Source organism: Ichthyobacterium seriolicida (assembly GCF_002369955.1).
Lineage (GTDB): Bacteria > Bacteroidota > Bacteroidia > Flavobacteriales > Ichthyobacteriaceae > Ichthyobacterium > Ichthyobacterium seriolicida.
Map to the genome: position 1 here is coordinate 667,293 of NZ_AP014564.1, position 17,142 is coordinate 684,434.

Below are 17,142 nucleotides of genomic sequence, written 5' to 3' on the forward strand. Positions count from 1 at the left end.
TTGTTATTCAGTGATATTGCCTTGATCGTCGTAGTTTAGATACAAAAAGTCGTTATAAGGAAATCTAGTTACGTGTATTTCTTTTATTCTGTCGTAAATCTTTTTTTTGAAGGAATCTATATTTATCTTGTCTCTTACCGAGATAAATATACATTCTTGATCTCTGTTAGGGGCGTATTTTTCTCGTAGATCTTTTATAGATCCAGCATTGGCTTGCAGTTCTAAATCTCTATCGTCTTTGTTTTCTAAGTTTAAAACTTTGTCTATTTTGTTAAAAACTAATAATTGTTCCTTATCCTGAGCTCCTATCTCTGTCAGGATTTTATTTACCGATACAATTTGATCTTCAAAAGATGGATGAGAAACATCTACTATATGTATCAACAAATCTGCTTCTCTAACTTCGTCTAGAGTAGACTTAAAGGACTCTACTAGCTGAGTAGGCAATTTTCTTATGAATCCTACTGTGTCAGTCATTAAAAAGGGGATATTGTCAACCACTATTTTTCTCACTGTGGTATCTAAGGTGGAGAATAGCTTATTCTCTGCTAATACTTGGGTTTTTGCTAGTGTGTTCATCATGGTCGATTTACCCACATTGGTGTATCCCACTAGAGCTACTCTGACTAGTTTACCTCTATTTTTTCGCTGTGTGGCCATCTGCTTATCTATGGCAGAGAGCTTTTCTTTCAAAAGAGAAATTTTCTGTATTATGATACGTCTGTCTGTCTCTATTTGCGTTTCTCCTGGACCGCGCATGCCTATTCCACCTTTTTGTCTCTCTAGATGGGTCCACATCCTAGTTAATCTGGGTAATAGATATTGATATTGTGCTAATTCTACTTGAGTACAAGCGTATGAAGTAGTTGCCCTTTGAGCGAAAATATCTAATATGAGATTGGTTCTATCTAAGACTTTACACTCTAAAAAACGTTCTATATTTCTGAGTTGTGTAGGAGTTAATTCGTCATCAAAAATAACTGTGCTGACATCATTTTCTACTATAAATTCTTTTATTTCGGCAATTTTTCCCGAACCTATAAAAGTTTTCTGTTTGATAAAATTCACTTTCTGAATGAAAACCTTTACAACTTCGCTTCCAGAGGTCTTTGTCAAAAAAGACAGTTCATCTATGTATTCCTGAGTTTTGCTTTCGTTTTGTTCGGGTGTTATGACTCCTACTAATACACTTCGTTCGTATTTATTTTTTGTGACATTATGCATAATTATATTTTTTCTACTCCCATATATGGAATTAATACCTCTGGAATTTTAATTCCATCTGGAGCTTGATAGTATTCCAAGAGAGATGCAACTATACGAGGCAGAGCCAAAGAACTGCCATTTAGAGTATGGCACAGCTTTATATCGCCTTTTTTATCTTTAAAACGCAATTTCAAACGGTTGGCTTGGAAGGTTTCGAAATTAGAAACTGAACTCACTTCTAGCCATTTTTTTTGCACTACTGAAAAAACTTCAAAATCATATGTAATAGAAGAAGTAAAGCCAGTGTCACCAGTGCATAATCTTAAAATCCTAAAAGGTAAATTTAATTCTTTTAGAATGCTCTTTACATGTTCTACCATCTCATCTAAAGCTCTATAAGAATCCTTAGGATTTTCTATTCTAACAATCTCTACTTTGTCAAATTGGTGTAACCTATTTAAGCCTTTTACATCTCGTCCATAAGAACCAGATTCTCTTCTAAAACATGGGGTGTAAGAAGTGTGTTTTATTGGAAGATGTTCTTCTTTGAGAAGAACATCTCTATAGATATTAGTCACTGGAACTTCCGATGTAGGTATTAAAAATAGATTGTCTATAGCCAAGTGATACATCTGATTTTCTTTATCTGGAAGTTGCCCTGTTCCATATCCAGAACTCTCATTAATCAAATGAGGTACTTGTATTTCTTGGTATTGGGCTTTTATATTTTTATCTAAAAAATAATTTATAAGCGCCCTTTGCAGTTTAGCTCCATCACCTACATACACTGGGAAGCCAGTTCCTGTTATTTTAGCTCCAAGTTTAAAACTTATAATACCTCTATTTTCAGCTATTTCCCAATGAGGTTTTGAGTATTCCTTATCTTGGTAATCTCTTTTATATTCAAAGACTATTTCATTATCCGATTCATCCTTTCCTGTTTTGACTAAATCGTTTGTGATGTTAGGAATTTCGTATAACACTTGAGTTAGCTCTTCATCTACTTTATCAAAAAGTGTATTTGAAGCTTTTAATGTTTCTTTTAGGGTCTTGCTTTTTGTTTTTAGGGCTTCTGCTTTTTGAGAATCCCCAGATTGAAAGCACTTGTGTATTTCTTCAGAAATATTTTTTGATTCGGATAATATTTGATCTAACTCTTTTTGCAGAGATCTCTTTTTTTCATCCAAATGCAATACTTTCTCTACTAGAGGTGTGAAATCTTTATTTCTTCTATTTAATTTTTCTATTATAAATAGTTTTTCTTCTCTTATTCGTTTTATATTTAGCATGATTTCAAAAGTATTAAACAAATGTCATTTTTTTTCTTCATAAAAAGTATCTGTTTTTAGTTCATTTTTTTTGGTGGCCAAAGAAGCTAATTCATCGCATCTCTCATTTTTTGGATGATTATTATGGCCTTTTATCCATTTAAATTGCACTTTTTGTTTTCTATAGGCCAACAGAAAGCGTTTCCATAGATCGCTGTTTTTTCGCCCTTTAAATTCTATTTTTTCCCAGTTGAAAACCCATTTCTTAACAACAGAATCAACTACGTATTTAGAGTCGGTATAAACCACAACTTCTGTTCCTTCTTTCTTCAATTCCTCTAGGGCTACTATTACAGCTAAAAGTTCCATTCGATTATTGGTGGTCATGCTGTATCCCTCATACAACTCTTTTGAATGATTACTGCCTTCTAATTCCATTATAATTCCAAATCCTCCTACTCCAGGATTGCCCTTTGCTGCGCCATCTGTGTAAACATTTACTTTAGACATCTAGGTTATATATCATTAAGCTTAAGTGTTTTTATTAGGATGTTTTTGTAACGAAAAAGTGACGATGCGCAAACGTAATAAATATTTTTCTCATACTTTAGTTTAGAAATGAGTTATCTTCGCGCGATGCTTTCGGATATTTAAATAAATATAAGATTCCTGAACGGGAATTTATGTTTGAAAATGGTTTTTTTATGTGTTATTCATAAAACTTAAAAGAAAAAAATATGTATAGAATAGTTACCCTTTTGGGTATTACGCTCGTTTTATCTACTGTATCTTCTTGTTTAGACTATGAATTTCTAGAAGAGCAAGAATATGTCTTTGCTCCAGATGTAGCTTTAGGATTTGATGAAATAGAATTATCTTTAAAAAGAATTATGCATAAGAATGGAGGCAGCGCCCCTAATGCATTAGGTATAGATTTTACCACTGGGAGAGAGCAACCACTTAGTAGTTTTCCAAGTATTACCAAGGTCGAAAAAATGGACTTAGGTATGGTTGGCGAAGTTGCAGATTTGGATATACGTGAAATATACCTAGGCATGTATGTAGAAAACAATACTCCCCTTGAATTAAAAGTGGCTTTAGCCCTCGTGGGGAAAGGAATCTTAGAAATAACAACCCAAGATGACCCTTTAGTTATACCATCAGCTCACTTGGATAGCTCTGGTAGGGTTTCAGGATCTACAAAAAAGAGTTTTATGTATAAATTGGATGCCAAAAAATTCACAAAAGTTTTAAGTGGATCTAGCCCCTACGGTAAATTAACTATAACGCCGTCTATTCCTGGTAGTGTCTTCATTTCTGTTAACCAGACTGTTAATATACACTTTAAGGTATCTACTAGGATAAACTTTTTAAGAGATATTTAGGGAATTTAGATTAGTTACAATAATTTTTTTAAGATTTTAGTGAAAATGAAAAAAAGCATATTAATAGGTGTACTTATGCTTAATTATGCCAGTTTGATTGCTCAGGATGGAGTGTTGCGACAAATGCCCTTGTCAATGGATAGGGGTTTTTTAAATCCTTCTTTACAGCCTAAACATACATGGGGAATAGGGTTTTCAGTATTTGAAAATTTAGTTGGGCTTCCAATATCTCTAGATGATATAAGTAATAACTCTGTCGATGGAGTAGTAAATATATATGACGTCTATAACAGCTTGTATAACAAGAATATCTATGTTAGAAATAGAGCTTCAGTGGCGCCCTTGAAATTTTTTATGTCAAAGGATGACTTTTCTGTATTTGCTTCTATAAGTGTCAAGCACACCTCAAAAATAGATTTAAATAACATTAGTGAAATAATAGATGGAAACAGGTTATTCATAGGTAAATATATGACCATCGACGAAGTATACATACAAGAGTATAGTAGGATAGAGATATCATTTGGGGCAGGGCTTAAGTTAAATGAAAAACTACGTATAGGAGCCAATATAAAATATTTAGAAGCATTAAATTACACTGAACTTAGCACCAATAGGGTAGGTGTACTTACTGATAAAGATACTTATCAAGTTAAATTTTATGCAGAAAATGATATAGCTACTCTTTCTACTTCTGGATATGATACAAGTGGAGGAGATACGGGCTTGTATTTTGATAAGTATCTACCACATTTATATGATCCTACTAAGACTTCTCCAGGTTTCGCTGCGGATATTGGACTTAGCTATGACATAGATAAAAATCTAAATATTAGTACATCCCTAAACAATATAGGATTAATATTTTGGACAAAATATTCTTCAGTACACGTTTTAGATAAAGATTTATTTAACGATAAAAGTCTTACAGAGATTTTGAGCTCTCTTGAAAAAGATCCAAATAAAATAACTAATGATTTTTTATCTAGTGTTGAAAAGAAGGATATCATGCCTAAGATGTTGGATATAGATTATAATATTTCAGCATCTTATATACTGAATAATAGACATACGTTTTCTTTATCTACTACTCTATATGAAGTAAATAGAATATTTGATTACAGAATACAAGGTGCTTATGATTTTAGGCTTTATAAGTGGTTAGATTTAATAGCAGCTCCATCATTTTATAAAAATGACTTTGAACTTGGAGCAGGATTTGTCGTAGGCTGGGGGCCTGTACAGATTAATATGGCTACTCATGATTTAGTAGACCTTATTTTAATCAATCAAGCAAGGTCTGCAACTTTATTCCTAGGAATAAACTTTATGTTCAATCCTGATAAAAAAAAAAGTTGCAACTGCGAAAAAAAAATCGTAAAACCAAACAAGTTCAGCGACAAAAATGAATAAGTCTTTATCTCTAAGAATCTCCTGAGAGGTCTCCTTATAAAAGTAAATTTTGTGTAAGGAGATTTTCTTTTATGTGTTTTGATTCAAAATTATTCCCCCTTGTTTATCCAACAAGGGGTCTTCGCTTTTTCTGAAAAGAAGTTAGCTTTTTCTCAATATAAGATTCTTTTAACTAAAAGTTGTTTTAACTGATTATCAAGCTCAAACGTAATTAAAAGTAATCGAATTGATTAGCTTATGAAAAATTATTCAACTAACTTATCTATTATTGGATACCTTTGAAATGTTTTAGAGACTTCTATCTTCTAGAAGAGTTTCAGATTGCTGTGAAAGAGATTTCGCACTAAAAAAAATAACATAGATTTTATGAATGATCAATTATCCGAGCTAAACGAGGCTCAACGTTTAGCCGTAGAAAAAACAGAAGGACCAGTGATGATTATAGCGGGAGCAGGTTCTGGAAAAACTAAAGTATTAACTTGCAGAGTAGCTAATCTAATAAACAAAGGTGTTGACCCAACAAACATCTTGTCTCTTACTTTTACTAATAAGGCTGCCAATGAAATGAAACATCGAATAAGGAATATAGTCGGAGATAAAGCTGATAAGTTATTGATGGGAACCTTTCACTCTGTATTGGCCAAGATATTGAGAATAGAATCAGACAAATTAGGTTATTCTAGTAATTTCACTATTTACGATCAGATAGATTCATCAAAAGTTATAACAGATATCATAAATGAAATGCAGTTAGATAAAGATATCTATAAAGTGAAATTCGTACAAAATAGAATATCTCTTCTCAAAAATAATCTCATAACTGTTGAAGAGTATTACCATAACAGAGAATTGCAAAAGCAAGATATATACAGCAAGCGAGTAAAGATGGGAGAGGTATATCAAAAATATATCAATACTTGTTTCAATGCTTCTGCCATGGATTTTGATGATATACTGTTAAAGGCAAACGAATTGTTTCACACCGATTCGGAGACTCTAATTAAATATCAAAATAGGTTTAAATACATTATGGTAGATGAGTATCAAGATACCAATCACTGTCAGTATTTAATAGTAAAAACACTATCTGAGAAATATAAAAACATATGCGTTGTTGGAGATGATGCTCAGAGTATTTATTCCTTTAGGGGTGCTAATATTCAGAATATTTTGAACTTCAAAACTGATTATAAAGATGTCTCTGTTTTCAATTTAGAACAGAACTATCGATCTACAAAAAACATAGTTGGAGCTGCTAACAGCATTATCAAAAACAATACAGAACAACTAGATAAAAATATATGGAGCGATAATAATTCTGGAGAAAAATTAGGTGTTTTTAAGGCCTTCAATAGTAATGAAGAAGGAGATTTCGTGGCTAGATCTATAATAGACAATATTCAAGATAGAAATAATTTTAAAAATTTTGCCGTTTTATACAGGACGAATTCCCAATCTAGAGCTATTGAAGATGGTCTTAGAAAAAAAAATATTCCTTACAAGATTTATGGAGGCACATCTTTTTATCAGAGGAAAGAGATAAAAGATATCGTAGCCTATCTGCGACTTATTACAAATTTAAAAGATGATGAAGCTCTAAAGAGGAGTATAAACTATCCAGCTAGAGGAATAGGAGATACAACTCTTGAGAAATTGACAAAAGTGTCTTTAGAATACGGTAAACCTATATTTGAAGTTATAGAAAATATAGATGAATTAGATATTAATATCAATTCAGGAACTAGAAACAAATTGAGAGGTTTCTACAATATGATTAGTGAATTTAGAGATGAGAGCAAGGATAAAAACGCTTTTGAAATTACAGACTATATCCTAAACACTACAGGGTTAGCTAAAGAATTGCATGGTGATTTGACTATTGAGGGTCGTAATAGATATGAAAATGTAAAAGAGCTTATAGGAAGTATAAAAATATTTTGTGCGAGTAGAGCTTCTATGGATAGAGAGGCTTCTATATCTCAATTTTTAGAAGAGGTCTATTTAGCAACTGATTACGACAATGATAATAATTCTGAAAATAAAGTCTCTTTGATGACTATCCATATGTCTAAGGGATTGGAATTTGATACTGTGTTTATAGTAGGTATGGAGAACAATTTATTTCCATCTAGATTGTCTACTAGTTTGCCTGAGGAAATAGAAGAAGAGAGACGTTTGTTTTACGTAGCTATTACCAGAAGTAAGAGGAAGGTATATATGTCTTATACTCAAAGTAGAATTCAATGGGGAACAGTTACAAATCCTAGTCCGAGTATATTTTTAAAAGAGATAGATAAAAAATATTTAGAATTGTTAAATATAGATAGAATAGGAGGAGAATCTAGTGGTGATAGTAGTAGTAGCTATAGAAGTTTTGGCACAAACTCCAAATACAAGAGGCCTTATAGAAGATATTAAAGTTAGTGAAGCAAAATTTCTTAATCTGATATGTTTTCTGTAGAAGTAAGTGATATACCAGGAATTAGTCCCTTGATATTAGATTATGTAAATCAGGACAAAAATATATCTGGACTTTATGAAAACTACCCCTCTGTAAAAAACGTTAAAAGACAAATAGAGTATAGGAAAAATCACCCTGTTAATAGGGCTTTACTCGCTGAGGTATTCACGCATCAGTATAAAAATACTGAGATTTCTTCTTTGACAAAAGCAAATATAAACTCTATAAAAGATGAAAATACCTTCACCATTACTACTGGGCATCAAATAAATTTGTTTACAGGACCTGTATTTTTCATATACAAAATTATGGATGCAGTCTTATTGGCTAAACATTTAAAAGAGATATATCCCAAATACAATTTTGTTCCAGTCTATTGGATGGCTACAGAAGACCATGATTTCGAAGAGATAAATCACTTTAATTTTAGGGGCAGCACATTTAAATGGAATACCACTCAAACTGGGGCTGTAGGAAGATTTGACACTTGGGAATTAAAAGAACAATTAGAAGAGATCTTAAATACTGCACTTCCGACAAAGGTTTTTGATGTTTTCAAAGAGGCTTATTTCACTCATAAGAATCTGTCTCAGGCTACTAGATATTTGATAAATAATTTGTTTGGGGAATATGGACTGTTAATATTAGATCCTGATCAAAAACAACTCAAAAAACAAATGATCTCTTATTTTAAGAGAGAGTTATTAGGTCAAGTGACATATAAAAATGTCAATCAAACCATAGATGATATGCCAAAGAAATACAGAGTTGTGGTAAATCCTAGGGATATAAATCTGTTTTATCTCAAAGATGACATCAGGGAGAGGATAGTATATGAAGGGGATTCATATAAAGTATTAAACACTGATATAGAATTTTCAGAAGGAGAAATAATCAAAGAATTAGAATCTAATCCTGAAAGATTCAGCCCTAATGTTTTAATGAGACCTCTTTATCAGGAAGTCATATTGCCAAATTTATGTTATATGGGAGGGGCTACTGAAATATCGTATTGGTTACAATTGAAAAATAATTTCAATTATTTCGAAATTCCCTTTCCAATATTGAAAGTGCGAAACTCTGTTTTGGTGTTTACCAAAAAACAATACCATAAAATGAAAAAGCTAAATATCTGTGACAGAGATATTTTTTTAACTTCTAGAGAGATAATAAATGCCAGTTTAGATATTGATAATCATCATGTGTCTAAAGTGTTATCCGATCAGGTTTCAAAATTAAGAGACATATTTTGTACACTCAAAGAAGAATCTAAAAAAACGAATATAACTTTTTATCAAGCCGTATTAGCTCAGGAGGCTAAACAGCTCAAAGGGTTAAAAAAACTAGAGAGACGATTATATAGAGCAGAACGAAAAGTGAATCACTCTTTAGTAGAGAGAATAGAAAATTTAAAAGAAGAATTATTTCCAAATAATGGTTTACAAGAGAGATGTTCTAATTTTTTCGAATTGTATGAAGATAGTTGTGTCTTTTTATCTGATATAGAAAAAAATATAAATCCAATGGATTTCAAATATTTCGCATTAATATCCGATATATAATTACTTTTATCAAAAACTTTTGAAAGAAGTAAACTGCCTTGACAAATCATATTTTAGATGATAAACACTATAAAGAGATTTTGGCTTAGAAAGAAATTTGGAATCAGGCCATCTAATATATTTAGTCGTTTTATCTATAATGAAGTTAAAAAAGTAGCTATTATAGCTGAAGAGGGAGATACTGATTTTAAAAAAGCCCAATCTTTTTTAGGTGTCTTAAATTTTAAAAATTCCCAGGCTACATTTTTTTCTTTTGTGCAAGAGAATGCTAGTAATATTGAAAGTTCCAAATCTCATATTTTTTGTTCCAAAAAGAGTTTTAGTTGTTTTTTTGGTATTCCCACAGATGTGGAATTGACAAATTTCATAAAGACGGATTTCGACTTGTTGATAGATCTTTCAGAGGGTAATAAATACACAGATATGGCAGTTGAATTCTCTCATGCTAGGCTGAGAATAGGCAATATACAAATGGATAAAAAACACCTCTACGATATGATGTTTGATATGGGTGAAGAGGGAATAGCCCACGAAGTGAAAAAATATTTAAAGATTATAAATTTATCATGAAGAATTTCAATATTGAGGGGGTAGGAGTAGCTTTAACTACTCCTTTTTCAGATGACTTGAAAATAGATTATGATTCTCTGGAGAAATTAATAGAACACACAGTTAACAATGTAGACTATTTAGTTGTGTGCGGAACTACTTCTGAGTATCCTTCTTTAACTTCTAAAGAAATAGAGGATCTCATAGCTTTCATAAAAAAGGTGAATGACAATCGATTGCCTATGGTCCTTGGAATGGCTGGCAATAATACTGAGGTGCTAGTAAAGAAAATAAAGACTTATGATTTAAGTCAATTCTCTGCTATTTTGTCTTCATCTCCTCATTACAATAAGCCTTCACAGGAGGGTATATACAGACACTATAAGTCAATAGCTGAAAATTGTCCTATAGATATTGTATTATATGATGTTCCAAGTAGAACGGGTTCTAATATACATCCAGATACAACAGTTAGGCTTGGTAAAGAGTTTAAAAATATCATAGCTATAAAAGATGCTTCAGGACATATTAACAACTGTATGAATGTGATAAATGAATTTCCAAGAGGCATGAAAATAATATCAGGAGATGATGGACTTACTATCCCTATGATATCGGTAGGAGCCAGAGGATGTATTTCTGTTATAGCAAATGCATATCCTCAAGAGACTACTCAAATGGTGGAAAATTCTTTAAATAACAATTATGAAAAAGCCAATGAGATATGGTATAAACTCATGAATATCTCAAACTTAATATTTGAAGAGGGAAATCCCACAGGGATAAAACATCTACTAAAATTATTGGGGATTTTTAAGACAGATAAGATGAGACTTCCCTTGGTGGGGGCTACAGATAACCTCAAAAGTAAATTATCTCATGCTGTACAGAGCTTAAAAGTTTAGTAAAAATTAATTGATCAAAGAAACTACAATACAATTTTAAAACTATAATAAAGATGATGTTTCAAAAAAAGACAAAGATAGTGTCCACTTTAGGGCCTGCTTCCGACGATGAAAAAATTATGTTAAAGATGATTCGTGCTGGAGTAAATGTATTTAGAATCAATTGTTCTCATTCTTCACACGAGCAGATGGAGAATTTTGTCGAGAAGATAAGAAAGATAAATAGAGAAAATAATTTAAACATATCTATTTTATCGGATTTACAAGGTCCTAAATTGAGAATAGGTACTGTTAAAGAAGGGACTTTTATAAAAAAAAAGGATGTGCTGTTGTTTACAAACCAAGAGTGCATAGGAGATAGCGAAAAAGTATTTATGACTTATAAAAATTTTGCTAAGGATGTGAAAGTAGGCGAAAGGATATTATTAGATGATGGAAAACTCATTTTTAATGTAGTATCTACAGATGGGTTGGGCGAAGTAAAGGCAGAGGTTTTACAAGGGGGAGAGTTGAAATCTAATAAAGGGGTAAATCTTCCCAATACAAAGGTATCTCTACCAGCTCTAACTCCTAAGGATATAGAAGATGTCATTTTATCTGTGAAGTTAGGAGTTGATTGGTTGGCTCTTTCTTTTGTGAGAGATGAAAAAGATGTATTAGAATTAAGTGAATTAATAAAAAAGCACAATTCTTCTATTCCTATAATTTCTAAGATAGAAAAGCCAGAGGCTATAGAAAAAATAGATTCTATATTGGAGGTCACAGATGCCATTATGGTAGCTCGTGGAGATTTAGGTATTGAAATTCCAGCTGAATCTGTTCCTTTGATACAGAAAAAGATAGTTCTTAAGGCGAAGAAAAAAGCCAAACCTGTCATAGTAGCCACTCAGATGTTAGAGTCTATGATAGACAATTTAATTCCCACTAGGGCAGAGATAAACGACGTTGCTAATTCTGTGTTAGACGGTTGTGATGCTGTTATGTTAAGTGCTGAAACTTCAGTAGGGAAGCATCCAGTAGAAGTTGTGGAACAGATGAAAAAAGTTTTACAATCTGTGGAAGAAGATGAAAGTATTAGAAATTTTACACAAGAACCAAAGGACAAGTCTAGCGAGGGATATGTTACAGACTACATATGTTATAATGCCTCTTCTATGGCCAAGGGGATTAAAGCAGAAGCTGTAATAGCTTTTACGTATTCTGGTTACACTCCTTATAAGGTTTCATCGTATAGACCCAATGCTCATATAATAGCCTTCACTTCCAATAGGAATCTACTCACTAGGCTAAATCTACTATGGGGAGTCAGAGCTTTTTTTTACGATAAAGATGTAAGTACCGACCAAGCTGTTGAAGAGGTAAATCAGTTTTGTCTTAAAAACAAAATAGTAAGAAAGAATGCTTTAGTAGTAAATATGTCTTCCATGCCACTGCATAAAAAGGGAAGAGTAAATACTATTAGAATAACTAGACTTATATGCAACTGCACAAAAGGGAAAGAGTAAATACTATTAGAATAACTAGACCTAATTAATAATGAACTCTACTAAAGTTACATCTTATCTAGATGTGACTTTAGTATTTCTTGGGTTAATTTAGGATCGGCTTTCCCTTTAGATAATTTCATTATTTCTCCCATAAACATGCCTAATAGGCCTGTTTTCCCACCTTTGTATTCCTCGATTTTTTTAGGGTATTTGTCTAAAACTTCCTTTACAAGGAGAGAGATATTATCTGCATTGCTGTCTTGTATTAGATTCATATTTTTAGCTAAGTCCATAGGTGACTTGTCCAAATTCTCCAACATTTTTGGAAATATTTTTATAGTAGCTGCCGAATTACTCACTTTTCCAGTGTCTATCAAATGAATTAAATCGGCTATTCTTTTTGGAGAAATAGGGAAATCATCTATACTTATAGCCCTTTCATTTAGGTGAGATTTTATAACTCCCATCAAGATATTAGCTGAAGCTTTAACATTAGATGTGTGTTTTATAAGTTCTTCAAAATACATAGCTATCTCTTTGGTGTCTGTAAGCAATTGAGCATCGTATAGAGATAACCCTAACTCACTTGTATATTTTTCTATCAATTCACTTGGTAAGGGTGGAAGACTTTCTTTTATGCCTATTATAAAATCCTCTTCAATAACTATAGGTTGTATATCTGGCTCGTAAAAATATCTGTAGTCGTGTGCATCTTCTTTGGTTCTAATTACTACAGATTTGCCATTTACAGCATCCCAAGTTCTGGTCTCTTGTGAAATTTTACCTCCACCATCTACTATTCCTATTTGCCTTTCAATTTCAAAATTTATGGCTCTTTCTATATTACTGATAGAGTTCATGTTTTTGACCTCTACTCTAGTTCCTAAAATGGGATCTCCTTTTAATCTGATTGAAACATTGGTGTCACAACGCAGACTGCCCTCTTCCATATTCCCATTAGATATGTCTAAATATCTAACTAGTCTACGCAGTTCTCCTACAAAAATATAGGCTTCTTTGCTGGAACGAAAATCTGGTTCGGTCACAATTTCCAACAAGGGCACACCTGCTCTGTTTAAGTCGACCAAAGAACTGAAAGGATCTATATCGTGAATGCTTTTTCCTGTGTCTTCTTCCATGTGGATCCTAGTGAGCTGAACCTCTTTATCTTCTCCATTGGAATTTTTTATCTTCACTGTCCCCCCAGTACATATAGGAAATCTATCTTGAGTGATTTGATATCCTTTAGGAAGATCTGGATAGAAATAATTTTTTCTAGCGTACTCGTTATATCTACTAATCTTAGATCCACAAGCTAGACCTAAACTTACAGCAAACTCTATTGCCTTTTTATTAGGGATAGGGAGAGTGCCTGGATGACCTAAGGATATGGGATTTACATTGGTATTTGGCAATGATCCAAATATATTTCTATCTGAGGAATAAGCTTTAGTATTGGTGTTTAATTGAACGTGAATCTCTAAACCTATTACCGCTTCATACTTATCTGTTGACATCATTAACGATTCCTTAAAATAAATAATTTATCGGGCTCAAAGTTATTGATTTAATAATCATGCTAGTTCAATAAATATTATGAGCAAAAAATATTTTTGGATAAAATTAAAAACTATAATTTAGCGGTTTAAACCCATAGCTTAAGATCCGATTGTTTTATTGTGATGACACAAGAGAACTTAGAAATAGTAAAAAACGTGTTCACAAGATTCTTAGAGAAAAAAGGACATAGGAAAACACCAGAGAGATATGCCGTTTTAGAGGCGATGTATTCTTCCCAAGAGCACCTAGATATAGATGCTCTGTACAGTTTAATGAAAGACAAGAATTACAGGGTAAGTAGAGCTACTCTTTACAATACTATGGAGCTCTTATTGGAGTGTAGCCTAGTTAGGAAACATCAATTTGAAAAGCACCAAACTACATACGAAAAATCTTTTTTCAATAAAAATCACGATCACATAATATGTACTGATACTGGAGAGATAATAGAATTTTGTGATCCGAGGATACAAACCATAAAAGACACTATAGAGGATTTAATGGATATAGAAATCCAAAGTCATTCTCTTTATTTTTACGGCAAAAGAAAAGCAACTAAATAATTAATATTTAAATGAGTGTAGATTTACTTTTAGGTCTTCAGTGGGGGGATGAGGGTAAGGGTAAAATAGTAGATATACTAACTTCCAAATACGATATTATAGCTAGATTTCAAGGAGGTCCTAATGCGGGTCACACCTTACAGTTCGATAATGTAAAACACGTTTTACACACTATACCTTCTGGAATCTTTCACAAAAACTCTATTAATATAATAGGAAACGGAGTCGTTATAGATCCTATAATTCTCAATGCAGAGTTAGATAAGTTAAAACTATATGATATAGATATATACAGTAGGCTATACGTATCTAGAAAAGCACATTTGATACTACCTACACATAAGTTGATAGATACTGCCTCTGAGATTTCTAAAGGGAGAAATAAGATAGGATCCACTTTAAAGGGAATAGGTCCTACTTATATGGATAAGACTGGGAGAAATGGATTGAGGGTTGGAGACATAGAATCTGAAAATTTTGAAGAAAAGCTCAATTCTCTTATGGAAAAACATAAGAGGATGATAGATTTTTTCGATGTAGAACTAGATTTTGATTTAGATAAGTTAAAAGGGGAGTGGTTAGAAAACATCGAATTGTTAAAACAACTCACTTTAATAGATAGTGAGATATTTATCCATGAAGAGTTAAAAAAGGGGAAAAAAATTCTAGCAGAGGGAGCTCAGGGGTTTTTATTAGATATAGATTTTGGGACATATCCTTTTGTTACATCATCTAATACTATGGCTGCTGGAGCCTGCACAGGATTAGGCATTGCTCCTAATAAGATAAAAAACATCTTAGGCGTTTTTAAGGCTTACACCACAAGGGTGGGTAGCGGGCCTTTCCCTACTGAATTAATAGATGATCATTATGGTAAAAAGATGGCTGAGATTGGCAAAGAAGTGGGGGCGACCACTGGCAGAGCTAGGAGGTGTGGCTGGTTAGATTTGCCAGCTTTAAAATACGCTGTAGCATTAAATGGTGTTACCGAATTGTTTATGATGAAAGTAGATGTTTTGAGTTGCTTTGAAACCATAAAAGTTTGTACACATTATAATTACAAGAGAGAAAAAATAAATTACTTGCCGTATTCATTATCAGATATGGAGGAGGATATACAACCAGTATATAGAGAATTTGAAGGATGGGGCAGTGATATTACCAATATTAATGAGGTTGGTGATTTACCAGAAAATCTCAAAATATATATTTCCTATATAGAACAAGCCGTAGAAGTTCCTATTAAAATAATTTCCGTTGGTCCTAATAGGACCCAGACTATTTTTGCTTAAATCTAACTTAGCTTAATTATAAGCTAGTAGTTGTAGTTACTTGTTTATTTTTTTCCTTCGTTAAAAACTCCCATAGAAGAGAATTTTTTAACCCTGAGATCTATACGTTTTTCTGAGGATAAATTACTTATAGCTTTGAAGTGTTTTAGTATCTCTTTTTTTACCGTTTTGAAAATCTCTTTACGGTTTCTATGAGCGCCTCCCAAAGGTTCTTTTATTACATTGTCTATCAAATTATTTTTTTTCATATCCGAAGCGGTCAATTTTAAAGATTCAGCAGCAGTTTCTTTATAGTCCCAGCTCCTCCACAAAATAGAGGAACAACTCTCTGGAGATATCACCGAATACCAAGTGTTTTCTAACATTAGAACTCTATCTCCCACTCCTATTCCCAATGCTCCTCCAGAAGCGCCTTCACCTATTATAACACAAATTATAGGAACTTCTAAAACAGACATCTGACTTATATTCCTAGCTATGGCTTCTGCTTGACCTCTTTCTTCAGCTTCTATACCAGGAAATGCACCTGGCGTATCTATAAAGGAGACGACTGGAATATCAAATTTCTCAGCTAGTTTCATTAAACGAAGAGCCTTTCTATATCCTTCAGGGTTGGGCATACCAAAATTTCTATACTGTCTCATTTTAGTATTTACGCCTTTTTGATGACCTATAAACATAAATGGAATATTATCTATTTTTCCCAATCCCCCAACTATAGATTTATCATCTTTAAAATTTCTATCTCCATGGATTTCCATAAAAGAATCGTCGGTTATAGCAGTTATATAGTCCAGAGTATAGGGTCTACAAGGATGCCTAGAGATCATAACTTTTTGCCAAGGAGTGGTATTAGCATATAAGTCCTTTAGGGCTTTGTCTAATTTTTTTTCTAGTTTGATAATGGAGTCGCGCATATCTACTTTGCTTTCTTCCTCTAAGAGTTTGCATTTATTCAATTGTTCATCCAAATCCTTAATAGGTTTTTCAAAATCTAGATACTCCATAAAATAAAAAAAATTGTGAACCAGCAAACTTAAGTAAAAAATATTCAATTTAATGATTTTGTCTTTTCAAAGAGTTTGTGATTTAAACTTTGTCTAAGAACCTGAGATCGATTGATAAACTTCTTAATCTGAATTCGATTAATAAACTGAGTTAAAATAGGGATTACATACGTTTTTATATTTGACAGATATTTTTAAGCTTATCATTGATAGTTTTTATGATAGATCTCTTTCCGAGTAATAATTTGTCAATCATTTTATCTACAAAAAGTTTTCCGAATATTTTAGCTAAAAAAACCTTCATTTTTTAATGGTGTTCTATCATCTTCATTAGTCCTTGTGATGTAGAAATTTAATTGCCAGAAGTAATTATTAATCAAACTCAGGTATATAGGAAATTGTTTTGGACAGCCGTTGGTCAGTGTTTTTCCAAATTAAGTTCTTCCATTGCCGCGTAGTGAGTTCTGTCATGAAATATTTTCTT

14 protein-coding genes and 1 pseudogene are annotated in these 17,142 nt (G+C 32.5%); 9 read left to right on the top strand and 6 right to left on the bottom strand.

Annotated elements, in window-relative coordinates; translation table 11 throughout:
- Positions 1-3: 3 nt before the first annotated feature.
- Genes hflX through rnhA form a run of 3 tightly spaced genes read right to left on the bottom strand, consistent with a single transcriptional unit; the run spans position 4 to position 2,984 of the window.
- Positions 4-1,224 carry a GTPase HflX gene (gene hflX / locus JBKA6_RS02575; protein WP_096685572.1) on the bottom strand — a complete coding sequence of 407 codons (1,221 nt, stop codon included), beginning with the start codon at positions 1,222-1,224 and terminating at the stop codon, positions 4-6.
- Positions 1,225-1,226: 2 nt separating this feature from the next.
- Entirely contained in the window at positions 1,227-2,495 is a 1,269-nt protein-coding gene (gene serS / locus JBKA6_RS02580) for a serine--tRNA ligase (protein WP_096685574.1), read from the bottom strand.
- A 24-nt stretch (positions 2,496-2,519) separates the two neighbouring features.
- A complete protein-coding gene (gene rnhA / locus JBKA6_RS02585; protein ID WP_096685576.1) occupies positions 2,520-2,984 on the bottom strand; it encodes a ribonuclease HI in 465 nt (154 codons plus the stop codon).
- A gap of 227 nt (positions 2,985-3,211) precedes the next feature.
- Here rnhA and JBKA6_RS02590 point away from each other — a divergent pair, with 227 nt between their 5' ends.
- The 7 genes from JBKA6_RS02590 to pyk all read left to right on the top strand — a co-directional run bounded on the left by JBKA6_RS02590 (position 3,212) and on the right by pyk (position 12,254).
- The gene (locus JBKA6_RS02590) at positions 3,212-3,859 is read left to right on the top strand and encodes a hypothetical protein (protein ID WP_096685578.1); all 648 of its coding nucleotides are present in this window, start codon (positions 3,212-3,214) and stop codon (positions 3,857-3,859) included.
- Positions 3,860-3,904: 45 nt separating this feature from the next.
- A complete protein-coding gene (locus JBKA6_RS02595) occupies positions 3,905-5,272 on the top strand; it encodes a DUF5723 family protein (RefSeq protein ID WP_096685580.1) in 1,368 nt (455 codons plus the stop codon).
- Between the two features lie 366 nt (positions 5,273-5,638).
- The gene (locus JBKA6_RS02600; protein WP_096685582.1) at positions 5,639-7,690 is read left to right on the top strand and encodes an ATP-dependent helicase; all 2,052 of its coding nucleotides are present in this window, start codon (positions 5,639-5,641) and stop codon (positions 7,688-7,690) included.
- Between the two features lie 30 nt (positions 7,691-7,720).
- Positions 7,721-9,295: a bacillithiol biosynthesis cysteine-adding enzyme BshC gene (bshC, locus tag JBKA6_RS02605; protein WP_096685584.1), complete on the top strand. Its 1,575-nt coding sequence runs from the start codon at positions 7,721-7,723 to the stop codon at positions 9,293-9,295.
- Positions 9,296-9,352: 57 nt separating this feature from the next.
- Positions 9,353-9,865 (top strand): DUF6913 domain-containing protein, encoded by a 513-nt coding sequence (locus JBKA6_RS02610; protein WP_096685586.1) that lies wholly within the window; start codon positions 9,353-9,355, stop codon positions 9,863-9,865.
- Positions 9,862-10,749 carry a 4-hydroxy-tetrahydrodipicolinate synthase gene (gene dapA / locus JBKA6_RS02615; RefSeq protein WP_096685588.1) on the top strand — a complete coding sequence of 296 codons (888 nt, stop codon included), beginning with the start codon at positions 9,862-9,864 and terminating at the stop codon, positions 10,747-10,749. The genes JBKA6_RS02610 and dapA overlap by 4 nt, the downstream gene beginning before the upstream one ends.
- 53 nt (positions 10,750-10,802) lie before the next feature.
- Positions 10,803-12,254 (top strand): pyruvate kinase, encoded by a 1,452-nt coding sequence (pyk, locus tag JBKA6_RS02620; RefSeq protein WP_096685590.1) that lies wholly within the window; start codon positions 10,803-10,805, stop codon positions 12,252-12,254.
- A 47-nt stretch (positions 12,255-12,301) separates the two neighbouring features.
- Here the strand turns inward: pyk and gatB are convergent, their stop codons facing one another.
- Entirely contained in the window at positions 12,302-13,753 is a 1,452-nt protein-coding gene (gatB, locus tag JBKA6_RS02625; protein WP_096687347.1) for an Asp-tRNA(Asn)/Glu-tRNA(Gln) amidotransferase subunit GatB, read from the bottom strand.
- A 165-nt stretch (positions 13,754-13,918) separates the two neighbouring features.
- On the opposite strand from gatB, the gene JBKA6_RS02630 reads away from it, so the two are divergent.
- Together JBKA6_RS02630 and JBKA6_RS02635 are read left to right on the top strand one after the other, a co-directional pair.
- Positions 13,919-14,359 carry a Fur family transcriptional regulator gene (locus JBKA6_RS02630; protein ID WP_394340191.1) on the top strand — a complete coding sequence of 147 codons (441 nt, stop codon included), beginning with the start codon at positions 13,919-13,921 and terminating at the stop codon, positions 14,357-14,359.
- 11 nt (positions 14,360-14,370) lie between these two features.
- Complete coding sequence (locus JBKA6_RS02635; RefSeq protein WP_096685594.1) at positions 14,371-15,651, top strand: adenylosuccinate synthase; 1,281 nt, start codon at positions 14,371-14,373, stop codon at positions 15,649-15,651.
- A gap of 44 nt (positions 15,652-15,695) precedes the next feature.
- Here JBKA6_RS02635 and JBKA6_RS02640 read toward each other — a convergent pair whose 3' ends face one another.
- Together JBKA6_RS02640 and JBKA6_RS08150 are read right to left on the bottom strand one after the other, a co-directional pair.
- On the bottom strand, positions 15,696-16,658 hold the full coding sequence (locus JBKA6_RS02640) for an acetyl-CoA carboxylase carboxyltransferase subunit alpha (RefSeq protein WP_096685596.1): 963 nt from the start codon (positions 16,656-16,658) through the stop codon (positions 15,696-15,698).
- Between the two features lie 178 nt (positions 16,659-16,836).
- A pseudogene (locus JBKA6_RS08150) lies at positions 16,837-17,038 on the bottom strand (transposase); the annotation flags it as partial.
- Positions 17,039-17,142: the final 104 nt, after the last annotated feature.